Annotated in this window: 13 protein-coding genes; 9 read left to right on the top strand and 4 right to left on the bottom strand. The window is 65.5% G+C overall.

From position 1 onward, the window contains the following. Window positions 1-124: 124 nt before the first annotated feature. On the bottom strand, window positions 125-802 hold the full coding sequence (cmk, locus tag AC5P9N_RS17910) for a (d)CMP kinase (RefSeq protein ID WP_005409284.1): 678 nt from the start codon (window positions 800-802) through the stop codon (window positions 125-127). Window positions 803-999: 197 nt separating this feature from the next. Between cmk and ykgO the strand changes: the two genes are divergently transcribed. From ykgO to AC5P9N_RS17945, 7 genes are all read left to right on the top strand, one after another. Then, entirely contained in the window at window positions 1,000-1,125 is a 126-nt protein-coding gene (gene ykgO, locus AC5P9N_RS17915) for a type B 50S ribosomal protein L36 (protein ID WP_005409283.1), read from the top strand. Between the two features lie 146 nt (window positions 1,126-1,271). Continuing rightward, on the top strand, window positions 1,272-1,601 hold the full coding sequence (locus AC5P9N_RS17920; RefSeq protein ID WP_099484493.1) for a hypothetical protein: 330 nt from the start codon (window positions 1,272-1,274) through the stop codon (window positions 1,599-1,601). Window positions 1,602-1,640: 39 nt separating this feature from the next. Continuing rightward, window positions 1,641-2,678 (top strand): agmatine deiminase family protein, encoded by a 1,038-nt coding sequence (locus tag AC5P9N_RS17925; protein WP_049448335.1) that lies wholly within the window; start codon window positions 1,641-1,643, stop codon window positions 2,676-2,678. A gap of 161 nt (window positions 2,679-2,839) precedes the next feature. Continuing rightward, window positions 2,840-3,727, top strand: coding sequence for a carbon-nitrogen hydrolase (locus AC5P9N_RS17930; RefSeq protein WP_049397762.1), 888 nt, complete (start codon window positions 2,840-2,842; stop codon window positions 3,725-3,727). A 14-nt stretch (window positions 3,728-3,741) separates the two neighbouring features. Continuing rightward, entirely contained in the window at window positions 3,742-4,272 is a 531-nt protein-coding gene (locus AC5P9N_RS17935; RefSeq protein WP_005409279.1) for a GNAT family N-acetyltransferase, read from the top strand. A 4-nt stretch (window positions 4,273-4,276) separates the two neighbouring features. Next, window positions 4,277-5,497, top strand: coding sequence for a TraB/GumN family protein (locus tag AC5P9N_RS17940; RefSeq protein ID WP_005409278.1), 1,221 nt, complete (start codon window positions 4,277-4,279; stop codon window positions 5,495-5,497). A 164-nt stretch (window positions 5,498-5,661) separates the two neighbouring features. After that, the gene (locus AC5P9N_RS17945; protein WP_043035156.1) at window positions 5,662-6,663 is read left to right on the top strand and encodes a hypothetical protein; all 1,002 of its coding nucleotides are present in this window, start codon (window positions 5,662-5,664) and stop codon (window positions 6,661-6,663) included. 63 nt (window positions 6,664-6,726) lie between these two features. Here AC5P9N_RS17945 and AC5P9N_RS17950 read toward each other — a convergent pair whose 3' ends face one another. From AC5P9N_RS17950 to AC5P9N_RS17960, 3 genes are read right to left on the bottom strand one after another with little or no spacing between them, the layout of a single operon-like run. Next, on the bottom strand, window positions 6,727-9,813 hold the full coding sequence (locus AC5P9N_RS17950) for an efflux RND transporter permease subunit (protein WP_164212566.1): 3,087 nt from the start codon (window positions 9,811-9,813) through the stop codon (window positions 6,727-6,729). Beyond that, window positions 9,810-13,331 (bottom strand): efflux RND transporter permease subunit, encoded by a 3,522-nt coding sequence (locus tag AC5P9N_RS17955; protein WP_164094204.1) that lies wholly within the window; start codon window positions 13,329-13,331, stop codon window positions 9,810-9,812. Before AC5P9N_RS17955 ends, AC5P9N_RS17950 begins: the two co-directional genes overlap by 4 nt. Further along, the gene (locus AC5P9N_RS17960; RefSeq protein WP_005413036.1) at window positions 13,328-14,479 is read right to left on the bottom strand and encodes an efflux RND transporter periplasmic adaptor subunit; all 1,152 of its coding nucleotides are present in this window, start codon (window positions 14,477-14,479) and stop codon (window positions 13,328-13,330) included. Before AC5P9N_RS17960 ends, AC5P9N_RS17955 begins: the two co-directional genes overlap by 4 nt. A 205-nt stretch (window positions 14,480-14,684) precedes the next feature. On the opposite strand from AC5P9N_RS17960, the gene AC5P9N_RS17965 reads away from it, so the two are divergent. Both AC5P9N_RS17965 and AC5P9N_RS17970 read left to right on the top strand, forming a co-directional pair. Then, a complete protein-coding gene (locus tag AC5P9N_RS17965) occupies window positions 14,685-15,074 on the top strand; it encodes a c-type cytochrome (RefSeq protein WP_005413034.1) in 390 nt (129 codons plus the stop codon). Between the two features lie 9 nt (window positions 15,075-15,083). Next, window positions 15,084-15,545: a c-type cytochrome gene (locus AC5P9N_RS17970; protein ID WP_012479939.1), complete on the top strand. Its 462-nt coding sequence runs from the start codon at window positions 15,084-15,086 to the stop codon at window positions 15,543-15,545. Window positions 15,546-15,681 lie beyond the last annotated feature (136 nt).

Genomic DNA, 15,681 nt, shown 5'->3' on the forward strand with positions numbered 1-15,681 from the left:
ACCCCGGAAACGCAGGTCGTGTGTAGTAGGAAAACCGCCACGCATCATTGCGCGACGGAGCTGGTACAGCACTGCTTTGCGCGACCACCACCGATGCAGCTGGCAGTGCTCCCGCGCGAACGGATCAGGCAGCCGGAACCGGAAGCAGATCCATCACTCGGGCAACGACATCATCGATGCCGATGCCTGTGGTGTCGATGAGGACAGCATCGTCTGCCGGCTTCAGGGGCGCCACGGTACGCTGGGCATCACGGGCGTCGCGGGCCATGATCTCGCGCAGGAGGTCATCAAAGTTAACAGAAACCCCCTTGTCTTTCAACTGCTTATGCCGACGCTCGGCGCGCTCCTCGGCACTGGCGGTCAGGAAGACCTTGTAGGGGGCGTCCTTGAAGATCACCGTACCCATGTCGCGGCCATCGGCGACCAGGCCGGGCAGCTCCCTGAATGCGCGCTGGCGCTCCTTCAGGGCGGCCCGGACCTCAGGAATTGCGGCAATGGCCGAGGCCAGCGCGCCGGTGGTCTCCAGGCGCAGCTCGTCGGTGGCATCGGTGCCGTTGACCATGACCCGCATCGACTCGCCCTGTTCAACAAACTGAACATGGGTGTCGAAGGTGCAGCGCACCAGCGCCGAGGCGTCAGAGGTGTCGATGTCGGCCCAGCTCGCGGCCACGCCCACCGCGCGGTACAGCGCCCCCGAATCCAGGTAATGCCAGCCCATCCGGCGCGCGATGATGCGGCTGATGGTACCCTTGCCGGCCCCGGAAGGGCCGTCGATGGTCAGGACGGGAGCGAGTGGATTCATGGGGTTCCCAGAGCGTGTGAAGGGGTCATTCTAGCCCCTGCCAGACACCCCCAGCGGGATCTTTTGTGCAACCACTTGAAACCACGAGGAAAAGCCCGGTAGAATGGCGGGCTTGAACGAGCGTCAACTGCCGATTGTCTTTCGCATATCGCGGCCACGCTCCACCCGAACAACTACTGTTTACGCCGAGGTATGCCATGAAAGTCCTGTCCTCCCTGAAGTCGGCGAAGGCCCGTCACCGCGACTGCAAGGTCGTCCGTCGTCGCGGCAAGATCTTCGTCATCTGCAAGTCGAACCCGCGTTTCAAGGCGCGTCAGCGCTAAGCCCAACAGCCTTCACGGCTGCGGCTGGCCCTGCGCGGGGCCGACCCGATGCAAGAAACCGCCTTCGGGCGGTTTTTTGTTTATGCGGCTTTTTCCTGCTGATTTTGCTGTAATCGCCTTTCTTGACCACTGGGGAGTAGATCGAGATGAAGCGTTACCTGTCCACCCTGGCCGTGATGGCCACCCTGGCCGCCGCCACACCGGCGCTGGCCGATACCCTGCTTGTTGACCGCGCCCGCGAGAAGCCGGCTGGTGCCCTGCCCGTGCGCGGCCAGAGCATGCAGCAGGTACAGGCGCAGTTCGGCACGCCGAGCGAACAGCTGCAGCCGCGCGGCGGGCAGAAGCGGCAATGGCCGACCATCAACCGCTGGGTGTACCCGCAGTTCACCGTCTACTTCGAGAAGCAGAAGGTGATCGACGTGGTGGCCAACCAGGCGGACCCGAACGAAATCGGCCCGAAACCGCCGATCCGTTGATCCCTTTACCCGCCGTGGGCGGGCCTGTGTAGCGAGACCATGAACCAGACCCTTCGTTTTCCTGCCGAGTGGGAAGCCCAGAGCGGCGTCCTGATTGCCTGGCCCACCGCCGACACCGACTGGGCCGACCGCCTGGGCCAGGTGGAAGAGACCTACATCGCCCTGGTCGCGGCCATCACCCGCTTCCAGCCGGTGCTGATCTGCGTGGCCGACGACGATGTGGAGACCTATGCCGAAATGCGACTGCGCTCCAACCGCATCGACATGGACAAGGTCCACTTCACCACGGCCGCCTACGACGATACCTGGCTGCGCGACTCCGGCCCGATCACCCTGCGCCGTGCCGACGGCGGTTTCCAGCTGCTGGATTTCCGCTTCACCGGCTGGGGCGGCAAGTTCGACGCCACCCTGGATGACCAGCTGGTGGGCGTGCTGGACCAGGCCGGCGTGTTCAACGACGCGCCGGTGCGCAGCATCCCGTTCGCGCTGGAAGGCGGCGGCATCGAGACCGATGGCGAAGGCACCCTGCTGACCACCTGGAAGTGCCTGCACGAGCGCCATCCGGACCGCGACCGCGCCAGCCTGAGCGCCGACCTGGCCGACTGGCTGCAGCAGGACCGCGTGCTGTGGCTGGACCACGGCTACCTGGAAGGCGACGACACCGACGCGCACATCGACACCCTCGCCCGCTTCGCCTCGGCCGACAGCATCGTCTACCAGGCCTGTGACGACGAGAGCGACTCGCACTTCGCCGAACTGCAGGCGATGGGCAACGAGCTGGCCGCACTGCGCACCAAGGATGGGCAGCCGTACCGCCTGTTCCCGCTGCCGTGGGCACAGCCGGTGATCGACGAAGGCCGCCGCCTGGCTGCGTCATACGCCAACTACCTGATCGTCAATGGTGCGGTGCTGATGCCGGCCTATGGCGACCCGGCCGACGACCTGGCCCGCGATGTGCTGGCCCAGGCGCACCCGGGCCGCGAGATCGTGCAGGTGCCCTGCCGCTCGCTGATCTGGCAGAACGGCAGCCTGCACTGCATCACCATGCAGCTGCCGGAAGGGCTGTTGAAGGTCTGACGGTAGTGCCGGCCGCTGGCCGGCAACCCTGCACTGCCTGATGGATCCACGGGATTGCCGGCCCGCGGCCGGCACTACCGATCGCACCCATTCAGCGCGCGACACGCCGTCGCCGTCCATCCGCGCTAACATGCTGGTTTTCCCCCGCAGGAACGCCCCGCATGAACTCGCGCAGCCCCCTTACCGTCGCCCTGATCCAGGAGCGCAACCACGGTGATGCCGCCGCCAACCTGGCGGTGATCGAAGCACGCGTGGCCGAGGCGGCTGCGCAGGGTGCCAAGCTGGTGCTGCTGCAGGAACTGCATAACGGTCCGTACTTCTGCCAGCACGAATCGGTGGACGAATTCGACCTGGCCGAGCCGATTCCGGGCCCCAGCACCGAGCGCCTGGGCGCGCTGGCGAAGCAGCATGGCGTGGTGCTGGTCGGCTCGCTGTTCGAGCGCCGCGCCGCCGGCCTGTACCACAACACCGCCGTGGTGTTCGAGAAGGACGGCACGCTGCTCGGCAAGTACCGCAAGATGCATATTCCGGACGACCCGGGCTTCTACGAGAAGTTCTACTTCACCCCGGGCGACATCGGCTTCAAGCCGATCGATACCTCGGTGGGTCGCCTTGGCGTGCTGGTGTGCTGGGACCAGTGGTACCCGGAAGCGGCGCGCCTGATGGCGCTGGCCGGTGCCGAACTGCTGCTCTACCCGACCGCAATCGGCTGGGACCCGGACGACGTGCAGGACGAGAAGACCCGCCAGCGCGACGCCTGGGTGCTGAGCCACCGCGGCCACGCCGTGGCCAACGGCCTGCCGGTGCTGAGCTGCAACCGCGTCGGCCACGAGGCCTCGCCGCTGGGCGCCTCCGGCATCCAGTTCTGGGGCAACAGCCACGTGCTGGGCCCGCAGGGCGAGTTCCTGGCCGAAGCCGGCACCGATGCCACGGTTCTGCTGTGCGATGTCGACCTGCAGCGCAGCGAGCATGTGCGCCGCATCTGGCCGTTCCTGCGCGACCGCCGCATCGATGCCTACGGCGACCTGCTCAAGCGCTACATCGACTGAGCCGGAGTCCGCGCATGGCCGTCCTCATCCGTGATGCCGGTCCGGCCGACATCGCCGCGATCACCGCGATCTACGCGGTGGAAGTGACCGACTTCGTCAACACTTACGAGTACGACATCCCGGACGCGTCCGAGATGCTGCGCCGCATGCGCGACATCATCGACCGCGGCTTCCCCTACCTGGTCGCCGAGATTGACGGCCAGGTGGCCGGCTATGCCTACGCCAACACCTACCGCACCCGCGTTGCCTACCAGTGGACCGTGGAAAACTCGGTCTACGTCGATGCCGCGTTCCAGGGCAAGGGCGTTGGCACCGGCCTGCTGCAGGCGTTGATCGACGCCTGCGTGGCGCGTGGCTACCGGCAGATGGTGGCGGTCATCGGCGAACCGACCAATACCGCTTCAATCAAGCTGCACGAACGCTTCGGCTTCGAGCTGGTCGGCGTGTTCCGTGGCCTCGGCCGCAAGCATGGCCGCTGGCTGGATACCGTGCAGATGCAGCGCGCGCTCGGCGATGGCGCCGACACTGCACCTTCCAATGAATGAACCCATGACCGAAACCCTTCCCGAGACCGGCGACGACCTGTTCGCCGGCCAGCCGGTACGCGTTGTTGAACGCGACGGCGTGCGCTACACCCTGCTGGGCACCGCCCATGTCTCACGCGCCAGCGTCGAGGCGGTGGAGAAAGCCATCGACAGCGGTCGCTTCGACGCCGTGGCCGTTGAACTGGACCCGCAGCGCCTGCAGGCGCTGAGCGACCCGGACACGCTGGCCAAGCTCGACCTGGTCGAGGTGATCCGCAAGGGCCGCGTCGCCCTGTTCGCCGCCAACCTGGCCCTGTCCGCCTACCAGCGCCGCCTGGCCGAACAGCTCGACATCGAGCCGGGCGCGGAACTGAAGCGCGCGGTGGAACTGGCGCGCGAACGCGACCTGCCGGTGCACCTGATCGACCGCGAGGTCGGCCTGACCTTCCGCCGCGCCTCGCAGCGGCTGGGCTTCTTCGGCAAGCTGAAGCTGGTTGCCGGTCTCGGCGCCGGCCTGTTCTCGTCCGAGGAAGTGGGCGAGAACGAGATCGAGAAGCTCAAGCAGGGCGACATGCTGGAATCGAGCTTCGGCGAGTTCGCCAGCGAGAGCCCGGCACTGTACGAGACCATCATCGGCGAGCGCGACCGCTACATGGCCACGCGCCTGCGCGAAGAACACAACCCGCAGCAGCGTGAAGTGCTGGCGGTTGTCGGTGCGGGTCACCTGGCAGGCCTGGCGCGTTACCTGGAAACCGACACCGAGGCACCGGCACCGCTGCGCGCCGAGCTGGAGGCGGTGCCGAAGAAGCGCAACATTCCGTGGTTCACGCTGGGCATCCTGGCCATCGTGGCGACCGGCATCGGCGTGGGCTTCTACCGCGGTGGTCTGGGCGTGGGCACCGAACTGCTGGCGACCTGGGCGATGTATACCGGCGGCCTGGCGGGCCTGGGCTGCCTGCTGGCAGGCGGTCACCCGCTGAGCATCCTCACCGCGATCGCGGTGGCCCCCTTCAAGCCGTTCCGCCTGAGCATCCCGACCGGTGCGTTCTCGGCGCTGGTGGAAGCACGCCTGCGCAAGCCGGCGTACGAGGACTTCCTCAAGCTGCGCGACGACGCGCAGAGCCTGAAGGGCTGGTATCGCAACCGCGTCACGCGCGTGGTGCTCACCTTCATGCTGACCAACATCGGCAGCATGCTCGGCCTGTGGCTGACCACGTTCAAGGTGTGGGGCAAGGTGGCGGGTTGATTGTTCCGTGTAGCGTCGAGCCAAGCTCGACTGCGCTCTGGTAGGTGCCAACCTTGGTTGGCACATCATTCCCAAGCAAAAAAGCCACGCATTGCGTGGCTTTTTTTGTGCCACGCTTCCGGCAAGTATGATCAATGAAACTTTTCTGAGCCTGGAGGGCCAGTATGGGAAAAGGTATCAAGATGGCTTCAGCCGTGGACGATCGGAGGAACCGACATACGCTCGAATCACTGCAGAATCGAGCCGAAAATGGTCAAACAATCCCTCCACTGTTCTGTGATGGTGTTGGATGCTCTGCGTCCGTCCGTTTCGTCAAACTTGGACTTCGAAATGGACCGCCGGGAAAAGAGCCGGTAGAGCGGGCTGCATACATAGGCCTCACATCAGCCAGAGATTCAGATCACGCGACAAGCTGCAGCTACAACGCAACCGGAAAGCTCAAGCTGATCATCGCCAATCAATCTGATCCTGACTTCTTGTCAAGCCTTGACGAAGGAAAGCACGAGCTTCGCTTACAGCTGCTACACAACGCACTTGGCAATTCTGATCGATCTGTGAAGGCTGGTTACCAGACTGGATCGAAAACTAAAGATGAACACATAAGAACAGACTACATCAGAACTGGTGGAAAGCTCGACGGCTATCTCCGAACTACGATGGACATTCTCAAGCTGCGCGAACGCTGCGAGGAGGATGCCGAGCTGAGCGCGACGCTGCTCCTGCGCTTTGGCAATCGCAAAATTCCTTGGCGCCGTTTCTACTTTGAACAAGATCGGTATGAGGACGCTTGGAAAATGCTGCGTAAGGCCGAGCCTTCGGCCCACCCGTTTGCGATAGCCGGCGTTGTGGATCGAATCTGGCTTCCAAACACCGGTTCGAATCAACGGAATACGTTTCTCAATCTGATTCCGGAACGGCACAAGGTTGGAACTGACGGGATACAGCTGACGTATGGAGCCAGTATCGGTCACACTGACCAAGAATGGCTCCAGCAGTATCCGCATGGCACCCATGTCATTGCGTTTGGCCTTTGGAGGGCATCAGACCCCCAACAAAACTCGGTAAGGCGTCTAGACCCTCACGCGCGCGTAAAGGGTTTCCTCAACCATCAGATCACGCTGTTTCCAAAGTTCAAATCACAGGTGATCAAGGTCGAAATGAGCTGAAAGAAAGGGGGAGGCCGCCCCACTACGACCGGCCTCCCCCACACCACAACACGTTGATGTGCATTACAGCCGGGCAGCGCCCGGCTCTACCATTTCCACTCCACGCGCGCGGCGGATCAACCGCGTCACGGCATTGCGCAGGTCATCCAGCACCGCATAGATGGTCGGCAGGAACAGCAGGCTGACCACCGTGGAGAACGCCAGGCCGCCGGCAATCGCGCGCGCCATCGGCGCGTACTCCGGGCCGTTGCCGAACATCTGCGTGTTGGTCAGCGAGATCGGCACCATCGCCAGGATCGCCGTGCCCATCGTCATCATGATCGGGCGCAATCGCTCGCGTGAGCCCTCCACCAGCGCCTGCGTGCGTCCCATGCCGCCGCGCCGCAGATTGTTGATGTGCTCGATCATCACGATGCCGTTGTTCACCACCACGCCCATCAGCACCAGGATGCCGATGAAGGACATGATCCCGAACGAGGTGCCGGTGATCCAGAACAGCCAGAACACACCGAAGATCGAGAACAGCACGCCGCTCATGATCGCCGCCGGGAACAGCAGCGACTCGAACACCGCCGCCATCACCACGTAGATCATCACCAGCGCGATCAGCAGGTTGAACACCATCTGCTGCATCGCTTCGTCGTCGTTGCCGTAGTCGCCGCCATCGAAGGTGAAGCCATAGCCGGCCGGGAAATTCATCGGCTTGAGCACCGATTCCATCGCCTTGCGGCCATCGGGCGCGGTGACCTTCTCGGCCAGGTTGGCCTTGATGGTCAGTGTGGTCTGGCGGTTGGTGCGACCGATCTGGGTTGCCGATGAACCGACGTCAACGGTGACCAGGCTCAGCAGTGGTACGCTGCGACCGTCGCCGGTGCGCACGCTGAAGCCGGCCAGGTCTTCCGGGCTGCTCTGCTCGGCGCCAGCGAAGCGCACCCATACCGGTACTTCATTGTCGCCGCGGCGGAACTCGCGCATCGGCGCACCGCGCAGGGCCAGGCCGACGAAGCTGGCGACCTGCTCGGCATTGAAGCCGAATGCGGCGGCACGCTCGCGGTCGACGCGCACCTTCAGCTCGCCGCCCTTCTCGCCGTTGTCGATGCGCACGTCGCGCAGCTCGGCACGCTGGGCCAGCAGCGGCACCACTTCCTGGCCGATCTCCTGCAGCATCGAACTGGAGTCGCCCACCAGCTGCACCTGCACGCCCTGGTTGCCGCCACCGCCGCCATCACCGCCCTGGTTGCCAACGAAGTAGTCGGTGCGGGCCGACTTCGGCAGGCCCTTGCGCAGCTCTTCCTGCAGCGCCTTGATGTCCTTGGCGTACTTCTCGTCCAGGGTGACCACGGTCGAGCTGCCTTCCTGCTCGCTGTACCAGGAGTACACCTGCTTGACGTGCAGGCGCTCGCGGTTGGCGTCGATCCAGTTCTCCACGCGCGCCACTTCCTCGGACATCTGCCGATAGGTGTAAGCGCCCTTCCACATGTAGCCGATGAAGATGTCCTTGCCGCCATCCCCTCCGAACATGTCGACCTTGGTCAGCTTCATCGGCACCAGGCTGACCAGCACCACCAGCACGATGCCGAGCAGGCTCCAGCCGCGATGGTGCAGCGACCAGTCCAGCAGCCTGGCGTAGCGGCGTTGGAGCCGCGCGATCAGGCCGGTCTGCGAGTGCACCAGCTTGGGCGTGGTCATGCGCGCGGACAGCATCGGGATCAGGCTGACCGCGACCAGCCAGGAGGCCAGCAGCGAGACCGAGATGGTGATCGCGATCTGCGCCATGAAGATGCTGATGTTGTTGGTCTCGCCAAACAGGTTCGGCACGAACACGATGCAGTGGCACAAGGTGCCAGCGCTGAGCGCGATGGCCACGTTGCGGGTGCCGATGATCGAGGCCAGGCGCGGCTGTCCCGGCATGCGCTCGCGCTCCTGGTAGATGCTCTCCACCACCACCACGGCGTTGTCGACCAGCATGCCCACCGCCAACAGCAGGCCCATCATGGTCAGGATGTTCAGCGTCACCCCGACGAAGTACATGAAACCCAGGGTGATGGTGAAGCAGATCGGAATGGCCAGGGTCACCATCAGCGTGGACGGCCAATGGCGCAGGAAGAAGAACAGCACCGTGATCGACAGGATCAGGCCGACCGCACCGGCCTCGGCCAGTTCCAGCAGCGAGGAGGTCACCGCCTTGCCCTGGTTGTCGATCACCTTGATCTGCACGTCGTGCATCGACGCTTCGGCACGGATCGCTTCAACCTCGGCCAGCGCCGCGCGCGACACCTCCACCAGGTTGGCACTGCGCTCCTTGAAGATATCCAGCCCGACCGCCGGGTTGCCGTCCAGGCGGCGCCCGTAGTTCATCCGCGCCGGCTTCAGGCGCACGTCGGCGATGTCGCCCAGGCGCAGGCCCTTGGCGTTGATCACCAGGTCGCGCATTTCCTGCAGGTCGGTGATCTCGCCCACCGGCTGCACGCGCACGCGCTGGCCGTTGTCGTCGATCTGCCCGGCCGAGATCGAGAAGTTCAGCGTGCGCAGGCGGTCACTCAGCTCGTTGATGCTCAGCCCATGCGCGTTGAGCCGGTTCGGATCAATAGCGATCTCCACCTCGTTCGGCGGCGCGCCGGTGATGTCGACGCGGGCCACGCCGGGGATACGCTCGATGCGCCGCTTGAACTCGCGGTCGAGCATGTCGTAAGCGGTGGTCAGGTCGGTGGTGCTGGCCAGGCGCACCTTCAGCACCGGCTGGTCGCTGCTGGACCACTTGAACACGTTGTAGCGCTGCAGGTCGTCGGGCAGATCGCTGCGGATTGCATCGATGCGTTCGCGTGCATCGGAGGCGGCGATGGCGATGTCGCGGTCCCAGTCGCTGAACTCGATGAAGATCAGCGCCGCCTCGGAGGTGGCCGACGAGCGCATGCGCTTGATGCCGGTCATCGTCGCCAGCGATTCCTCCACCGGGCGGATGATGGTCCGCTCCACTTCCTCCGGGGTTGAACCGGTGTACGGAATCTGCACGAACAGGAAGGGCGCGGAAATGTCCGGCAACGCTTCCAGCGGCAACCGGAACGAGGCGATCAGGCCGATCACCACCAGTGACACGAAGCACATGATGGTGGTGACCGGGCGGCGGATGGAGAACTCGGCAACACTCATGCCGGCTCCTCCGCACCCGCCGCGCTGCCTGCCGCGCCCGACTCGATCTCGCCGGCGTGCTTGCGGCCACGCTCGCGGTAGTAGGCGTCACCACGGCGGTCCATCAGGTCGTAGACCACCGGGATCACCAGCAGGGTCAGCAGGGTCGACACCAGCAGGCCACCGATCACGGTGATCGCCATCGGCGCGCGTACTTCGGCGCCCTCGCCCATCGCCACCGCCAGCGGCAGGAAGCCGAACAGCGTGCACAGCGTGGTCATGATGATCGGCCGCAGGCGCGAGCGTGCACCTTCCACAAGGGCCTCGTGCTTGGCCACGCCGGCCTCGCGCAGCTGGTTGACCTTGTCGATCAGGATGATCGCGTTCTTGGTGACCAGGCCGACCAGCAGGATCAGGCCGATGAACACCACCACCGAGATGGGCTTGCCGGTCAGCATCAGTGCCAGGATCGCGCCGACCAGCGCCAGCGGGATGGTGAACAGGATCACGAACGGATGCAGCAGCGATTCGAACTGCGAGGCCATCACCAGGTAGACCAGGAAGATCGCCAGGCCGAAGGCGAAGATCAGCGACTTCGCCGCCTGCGCCAGTTCCTCGCCCTGGCCACCGATGTGCAGGCCGACACCCGCGCCCAGCGGCTGTTCGGCCACCATCTGCTGCACTTCGCGCATGGCCGCGCCGAGGTCGATGTCGCGCAGGTTGGCCGAGACCACCGCAACGCGGGTCTGGTCGGCGCGATGGATCTCGCTGGGGCCAGTGGTGGCAACCACGTCGGCCACCGCATCCAGCGTGACCGGCCGGGAGCTGCCCGGATTGACGATCAACCGGCGGATGCTCTCCACGCTGGCGCGGTCGCCTTCCTGGGCACGCACCAGCACGTCGATCTTGCGGTCGCGGAAGCTGTAGCGGGTGGCCACGTCGCCACGCACCTTCTTCACCACCACGTCGGCGATCTGGCGGGTGGTCAGGCCCAGCGCACCGGCACGTTCCTGGTCGAAGCGGATCTGGATTTCCGGGAAGCCCTCTTCCACCGTGGACTTCACGTCGGCGTAGTGCGCATTGCCACGCAGCATCGCCGCCAGGCGCTGGCCAGCCACTTCCAACGTCGCCATGTCCTGCCCGCGCAGCTCGATTTCCAGCGGCGTGGAGAAGCTGAACAACGCCGGCCGCGCGAAGTCGACCTGTCCCCCCGGATGCTGGCCCATGCTGTCACGCAGGCGCTCGGTGATCTCGGCTTCAGTGCGTGCATTGCCACCGCCTTCCATCACCACGGTCAGCTTGCCGATGTTCTCGCCGCTCTCGGTCGGGCTGGCATCCAGGCGGGTGCCGCTGCCACTGACACCGTACAGCGAGGCCACGCCCTCGCCGTTGCCGTGGGCCAGCTGCAGCTCACGCACCAGCGCATCGGTCTGCTTGAGCGGTGTGCCGGCCGGCAGCTTCACCGTCATCTCGAAACGGTCCTGCGCCAGCTGCGGGATCAGGTCGGCACCGAGCATCGGCACCAGCGCCATGGTCGCCACGAAGATGATCGTGGCCACGCCGAGCACCTTGCCCGGATGGGCCAGCGCGCTCGGCAACAGGCGCAGATAGCCGCGCTCGGCACCGGCGTAGGGCTTCATTGCCAGGTCGCTGGCCTTGCGCATCACCGGGCCGACCACGGCCACGACGCCCCGCCACGCACGTACGACCAGCCAGGCCAGCGCATAGAAGCTCAAGCGCGCGGTTGCGACGGCACCACGACGGCCCAGCGCCACCGGCTTCTGCCAGCGGTTCTGCGGCTGCCACGGTTCGTTCGGCGCCTCTTCCGGGAATGCCAGCGGCGGCCGGCCCTTCAGCGAGCTCAGCATCGGAATCAGCGTCATCGATACCAGCAGCGAGATCGCGATGGCGATCGCCACGGTCAATGCCTGGTCGCGGAACAGCTGGCCGGCGATGCCATCGACGAACACCAGCGGCAGGAACACCGCGATGGTGGTCAGGGTCGAGGCGACCACCGCCATGCTCACTTCGCGGGTACCGACGATCGCTGCCTGCAGGATGCCCAGGCCACGCTCGCGGGCCTTGGCAATGCTCTCCAGCACCACGATCGAGTCGTCCACCACCAGGCCGGTGGCCAATGCCAGGCCGCCCAGCGACATCACGTTCAAGCTGAGGCCGAGCTGGCCCATGAAGAAGAACGTGGCGATGATCGAGACCGGCAAGGACAGGCTGATCACGAACGTGCTCCAGCCATCACGCAGGAACAGGAAGATGATCAGGATCGCCAGCAGGCCACCGATCACCGCATCCTTCTTGACGTCGGCGATGGCGTGCTCGATGAAGCGCGACTGGTCCTCGATGGTGGTCATCTCGACGTCGGACGGGAACGTGCCCTTGATCTGCTCCAGGCGCTTGCGCAGCGCTTCGGCGGTGGACACGGTGTTGGCGTCGCCTTCCTTGTAGATGGCCAGTTCAACCGATTCCTTGCCGCCCAGGCGGATCACCGCTTCGCGTTCCTTGTAACCCTGGCGAACGGTGGCCACGTCCTTCAGGCGTACCGGAACACCGTTGGCGACCACGCTGGAGCCAGCACCGGACGATGCGCTCTGCGCCGCCGAGGCCGCTGCGATGGCCGCGGCCGAACCGGTCGACGCGGCGATGTTGAACATCTGCTGCAATGCCGAGTCGGCTGCACTTCCGTTCGAACCCTGGGTGGTGACCAGCAGGTTGCGGATCTCCTCCAGGTCGGCGAACTGGTTGACGGTACGCACCAGGAAGCGCTGCGACCCCTCCTCCAGGCGACCGCCGGAGATGTTGATGTTCTCGTCCTTCAGGCGCTTGATGACGGTGTCGATCGGCAGGTTCAGCTGGGCCAGCTTCTGCTGGTCGATGTCGACCTGGATCTCGTCTTCCAGGCCACCGCCGACCTTGACCGCTGCCACGCCGGCAACCGGCTCCAGCTTCTTCTTCAGGTCTTCATCGGCATAGCGGCGCAGGCCGGTCAGCTCGCGGACCGCATCGGCATCGCTGGTCGGCGCCACCTTGTTCGACAGCACCAGGCGCATGATCGGCTCGGTGGACGGATTGAAGCGCAGCAGCACCGGGGCCTTGGCCTCCAGTGGCAGGTTCAGCGCTTCCATCTTGTCACGCACCTCCAGGCTGGCCTGGTCCATGTTGGTGCCCCAGGCGAACTCCAGCACCACGTCGCTCTGGCCGGTGCGCGAGACCGACTTCAGCTTGCGCAGGTTCTTGACCACGCCGACGGCCTCTTCGACCGGCTGGGTGATCAGGGTTTCGATTTCGGTCGGCGCCGAACCGGTGTACTCGGTGCGCACGGTCAGCGTCGGGTAGCTCAGGTCGGGCAACAGGTTGACCTTGAGGTTGCCCAGCGCGATCAGGCCGAACAGCAGCAGGGTGACCGTGCACATGGCGATGGTCACGCGGCGGCGGGTGGCGAATTCCACCAGGCCGCCGCGCATGCCGGCGGCGGCGCCATCGCTCGCCGGCGAGGCACCGTGGTCGTGGCCCGGGGCGGTCATTGCTTGCTCCCGGCCTTGTCTGCCGGCTTGGCGGCCGCTGCGACCGTCTTCGCCTTTGCCTTCGGATCGGCGATCACCTGCACCGCGGTACCGTCGCGCAGCGCGACCTTGCCGGCGGTGACCACCTGATCACCGGCCGCCAGTCCATCACGGATCTCCACCCACGGGCCCTCGGCGTAACCCAGCTTGACCGGAACGCGTGCGACCTTGCCTTCGCGCACCCGGAACACCGCCGGCTCACCGTCGTCGAGCAGCGCCAGGCGCGGCACCACGAGCGCATCGGCACGCTGGTCATAATCGATGCGGATGCGCCCGAACATGCCGGGCTGCAGCGCGTGCGCGGCGCCATCGAAGGCGCTGACCACGCGAAACGTGCCGCTGCCCGAATCCACCACCGGCGCGATGCGATCGACGGTGCCGGTGAAGCTCTGGCCCGGCAGCGCATCGGCGGCCAACGTCACCGGCTGGCCGGCACGCAGCGTGGCCAGCTCGCGTTCGGGCACGTTGAGGGTGGCTTCCAGGCGCGAGTTGTCGACGATGCGGAAGATCGGCGTGTTGATCTGCACGAAGTTGCCGGTCTTGATCGAGCGCGATGCGATCACGCCGGAAATCGGCGCCACGACGGTGGTGTAGGACAGCTCCAGCGTCGCCAGACGGTACTGCGCACGGACGTTTTCCAGATCAAAGCGCAGCTGGTCGACATCGGCAGCACTGACCATCTGCTGGCCAACCAGTTTCTGTGCACGCTGGTAGTTGTTTTCCAGCTTGCGCATCTGCGCTTCGCTCTGGGCTACGGCCAAGCGTGCGCGGTCCGGGTCCAGGCGCACCAGCGGCTGGCCGGCGGTGACCCGCTGGCCTTCCTCGACCAGCACCGCCAGCGCCACACCGGAGGTCTTGGCCACCACCTGCGACTCGGCGCGTGGTTCCAGCGCGGCGGTGCCTGTGTAACTGGCCGCGACCGCGCGATGGCTGGCCACGGCCACTTCGACCGGGACCGCATCGACCTTCTTCTCCTCCTTGGTCTCGGCGGCCTTGGCTTCGGAATTGGGCCCTGCGGCGCAACCGCCCAGCAACAGGGAGGTGGAGATCAGCAGTGCGGCAGCGCAGATTCCGCTGCGACGGCCGGACGGGAAGGTTGGGTGCGACATCGTCAGGTCCCTGGAGGATGCGTGGACAGGTGTGGTAGCAAAGTAATGCACCACTTCACGGCAACACCATATCCCAAAGGTCATGGTGTCTTCACGCCGCTGGTCGGCCCGACCCCATTTCAGCTAGATGAAACCTGAGGCTATACTCGGGGCGTTCCGTACCCCACGCCGGAACGACCAGACCCGAATCCCCGGAAACGACACCATGCGCCCGCAGCCGCTCGCCGCTTGTCTCGCTCTGGCCGTCCTCCTGCCCCTTGGGGCCGCCGCACAGCCCGCTCCTGCTCCTGCCACACCCGCTCCGGCCCCGGCTCCTGCCGCCGCGCCGGCGCCTGCCGCGCCCACCGGCAACTTCGACAATGGCCGCGTGCTGGCCTACACCTGCCAGGGGTGCCACGGCATCACCGGCTACAAGAACGCCTACCCCAGCTACCGGGTGCCGAAGATCGGCGGCCAGACCCAGCAGTACCTGGCCCAGGCCCTGACCGAGTACCGCCAGGGCAAGCGCCGGCATCCGACGATGCAGGCGCAGTCGATGAGTTTCAGCGAACAGGAGATCGCCGATCTCTCTGTTTACCTGTCCACCGTCAAGTAAGGCCCGCCCATGTCGAAAGCCGCGCATCCGCTGCGTCACGCCATCGCCCTGTCCGTTGCCCTGCTGCTGGCGGCCTGTTCACAGTCGCAGGTGGAAAACAGCGAGACATCCGCCGCCGACCCGGGCCATGCCAGTGGCGAACACGGCTCTTCTTCTTCGGCTGGCCTGCCTGCAGGTCGCGAGGCCGCCGGTGAAGCCCGCGCCAAGGTGAAGGGCAAGGCCACCAACCAGAGCTGCATCGACTGCCACGGGGCCGATGGCAATGCGCCGATCGATCCGACCTATCCGAAGCTGGGTGGGCAGTACGGTGACTACCTGGCGCATGCGCTGCAGGCCTACCGCGCCGGTGACCGCCAGCACATGTTGATGACGCCACAGGCGAAGGACCTGAGTGATCAGGACATCGCCGATCTGGCGGCGTATTTCGGCAGCCGGCCGAGCCAGCTGCGGGATCTGCACGGGGTCAAATGACCGCAGGCCCCGGTGGGTGCGGATCGTTGATTGGTGGGTGCGGACCGTTGGTCCGTACGGAGGTGTAACCGGCTTCGGTGGGTGCGGACCTTGGTCCGCACTGATGCCACCATCCACGCATGGCGTGGATCTACTG

It is taken from the genome of Stenotrophomonas sp. YJH_SMC_6, from assembly GCF_059371335.1.

Excerpts from the sequence above, each read along its gene's own strand:
- AC5P9N_RS17935 (WP_005409279.1), top strand. The coding sequence starts at position 3,742 with ATGGCCGTCCTCATCCGTGATGCCGGTCCGGCCGACATCGCCGCGATC.
- AC5P9N_RS17925 (WP_049448335.1), top strand. The coding sequence starts at position 1,641 with ATGAACCAGACCCTTCGTTTTCCTGCCGAGTGGGAAGCCCAGAGCGGC.
- AC5P9N_RS17930 (WP_049397762.1), top strand. The coding sequence starts at position 2,840 with ATGAACTCGCGCAGCCCCCTTACCGTCGCCCTGATCCAGGAGCGCAAC.
- AC5P9N_RS17965 (WP_005413034.1), top strand. The coding sequence starts at position 14,685 with ATGCGCCCGCAGCCGCTCGCCGCTTGTCTCGCTCTGGCCGTCCTCCTG.
- AC5P9N_RS17950 (WP_164212566.1), bottom strand. The coding sequence starts at position 9,813 with ATGAGTGTTGCCGAGTTCTCCATCCGCCGCCCGGTCACCACCATCATG.
- AC5P9N_RS17970 (WP_012479939.1), top strand. The coding sequence starts at position 15,084 with ATGTCGAAAGCCGCGCATCCGCTGCGTCACGCCATCGCCCTGTCCGTT.
- AC5P9N_RS17960 (WP_005413036.1), bottom strand. The coding sequence starts at position 14,479 with ATGTCGCACCCAACCTTCCCGTCCGGCCGTCGCAGCGGAATCTGCGCT.
- ykgO (WP_005409283.1), top strand. The coding sequence starts at position 1,000 with ATGAAAGTCCTGTCCTCCCTGAAGTCGGCGAAGGCCCGTCACCGCGAC.
- AC5P9N_RS17945 (WP_043035156.1), top strand. The coding sequence starts at position 5,662 with ATGGGAAAAGGTATCAAGATGGCTTCAGCCGTGGACGATCGGAGGAAC.
- AC5P9N_RS17920 (WP_099484493.1), top strand. The coding sequence starts at position 1,272 with ATGAAGCGTTACCTGTCCACCCTGGCCGTGATGGCCACCCTGGCCGCC.
- AC5P9N_RS17940 (WP_005409278.1), top strand. The coding sequence starts at position 4,277 with ATGACCGAAACCCTTCCCGAGACCGGCGACGACCTGTTCGCCGGCCAG.
- cmk (WP_005409284.1), bottom strand. The coding sequence starts at position 802 with ATGAATCCACTCGCTCCCGTCCTGACCATCGACGGCCCTTCCGGGGCC.
- AC5P9N_RS17955 (WP_164094204.1), bottom strand. The coding sequence starts at position 13,331 with ATGACCGCCCCGGGCCACGACCACGGTGCCTCGCCGGCGAGCGATGGC.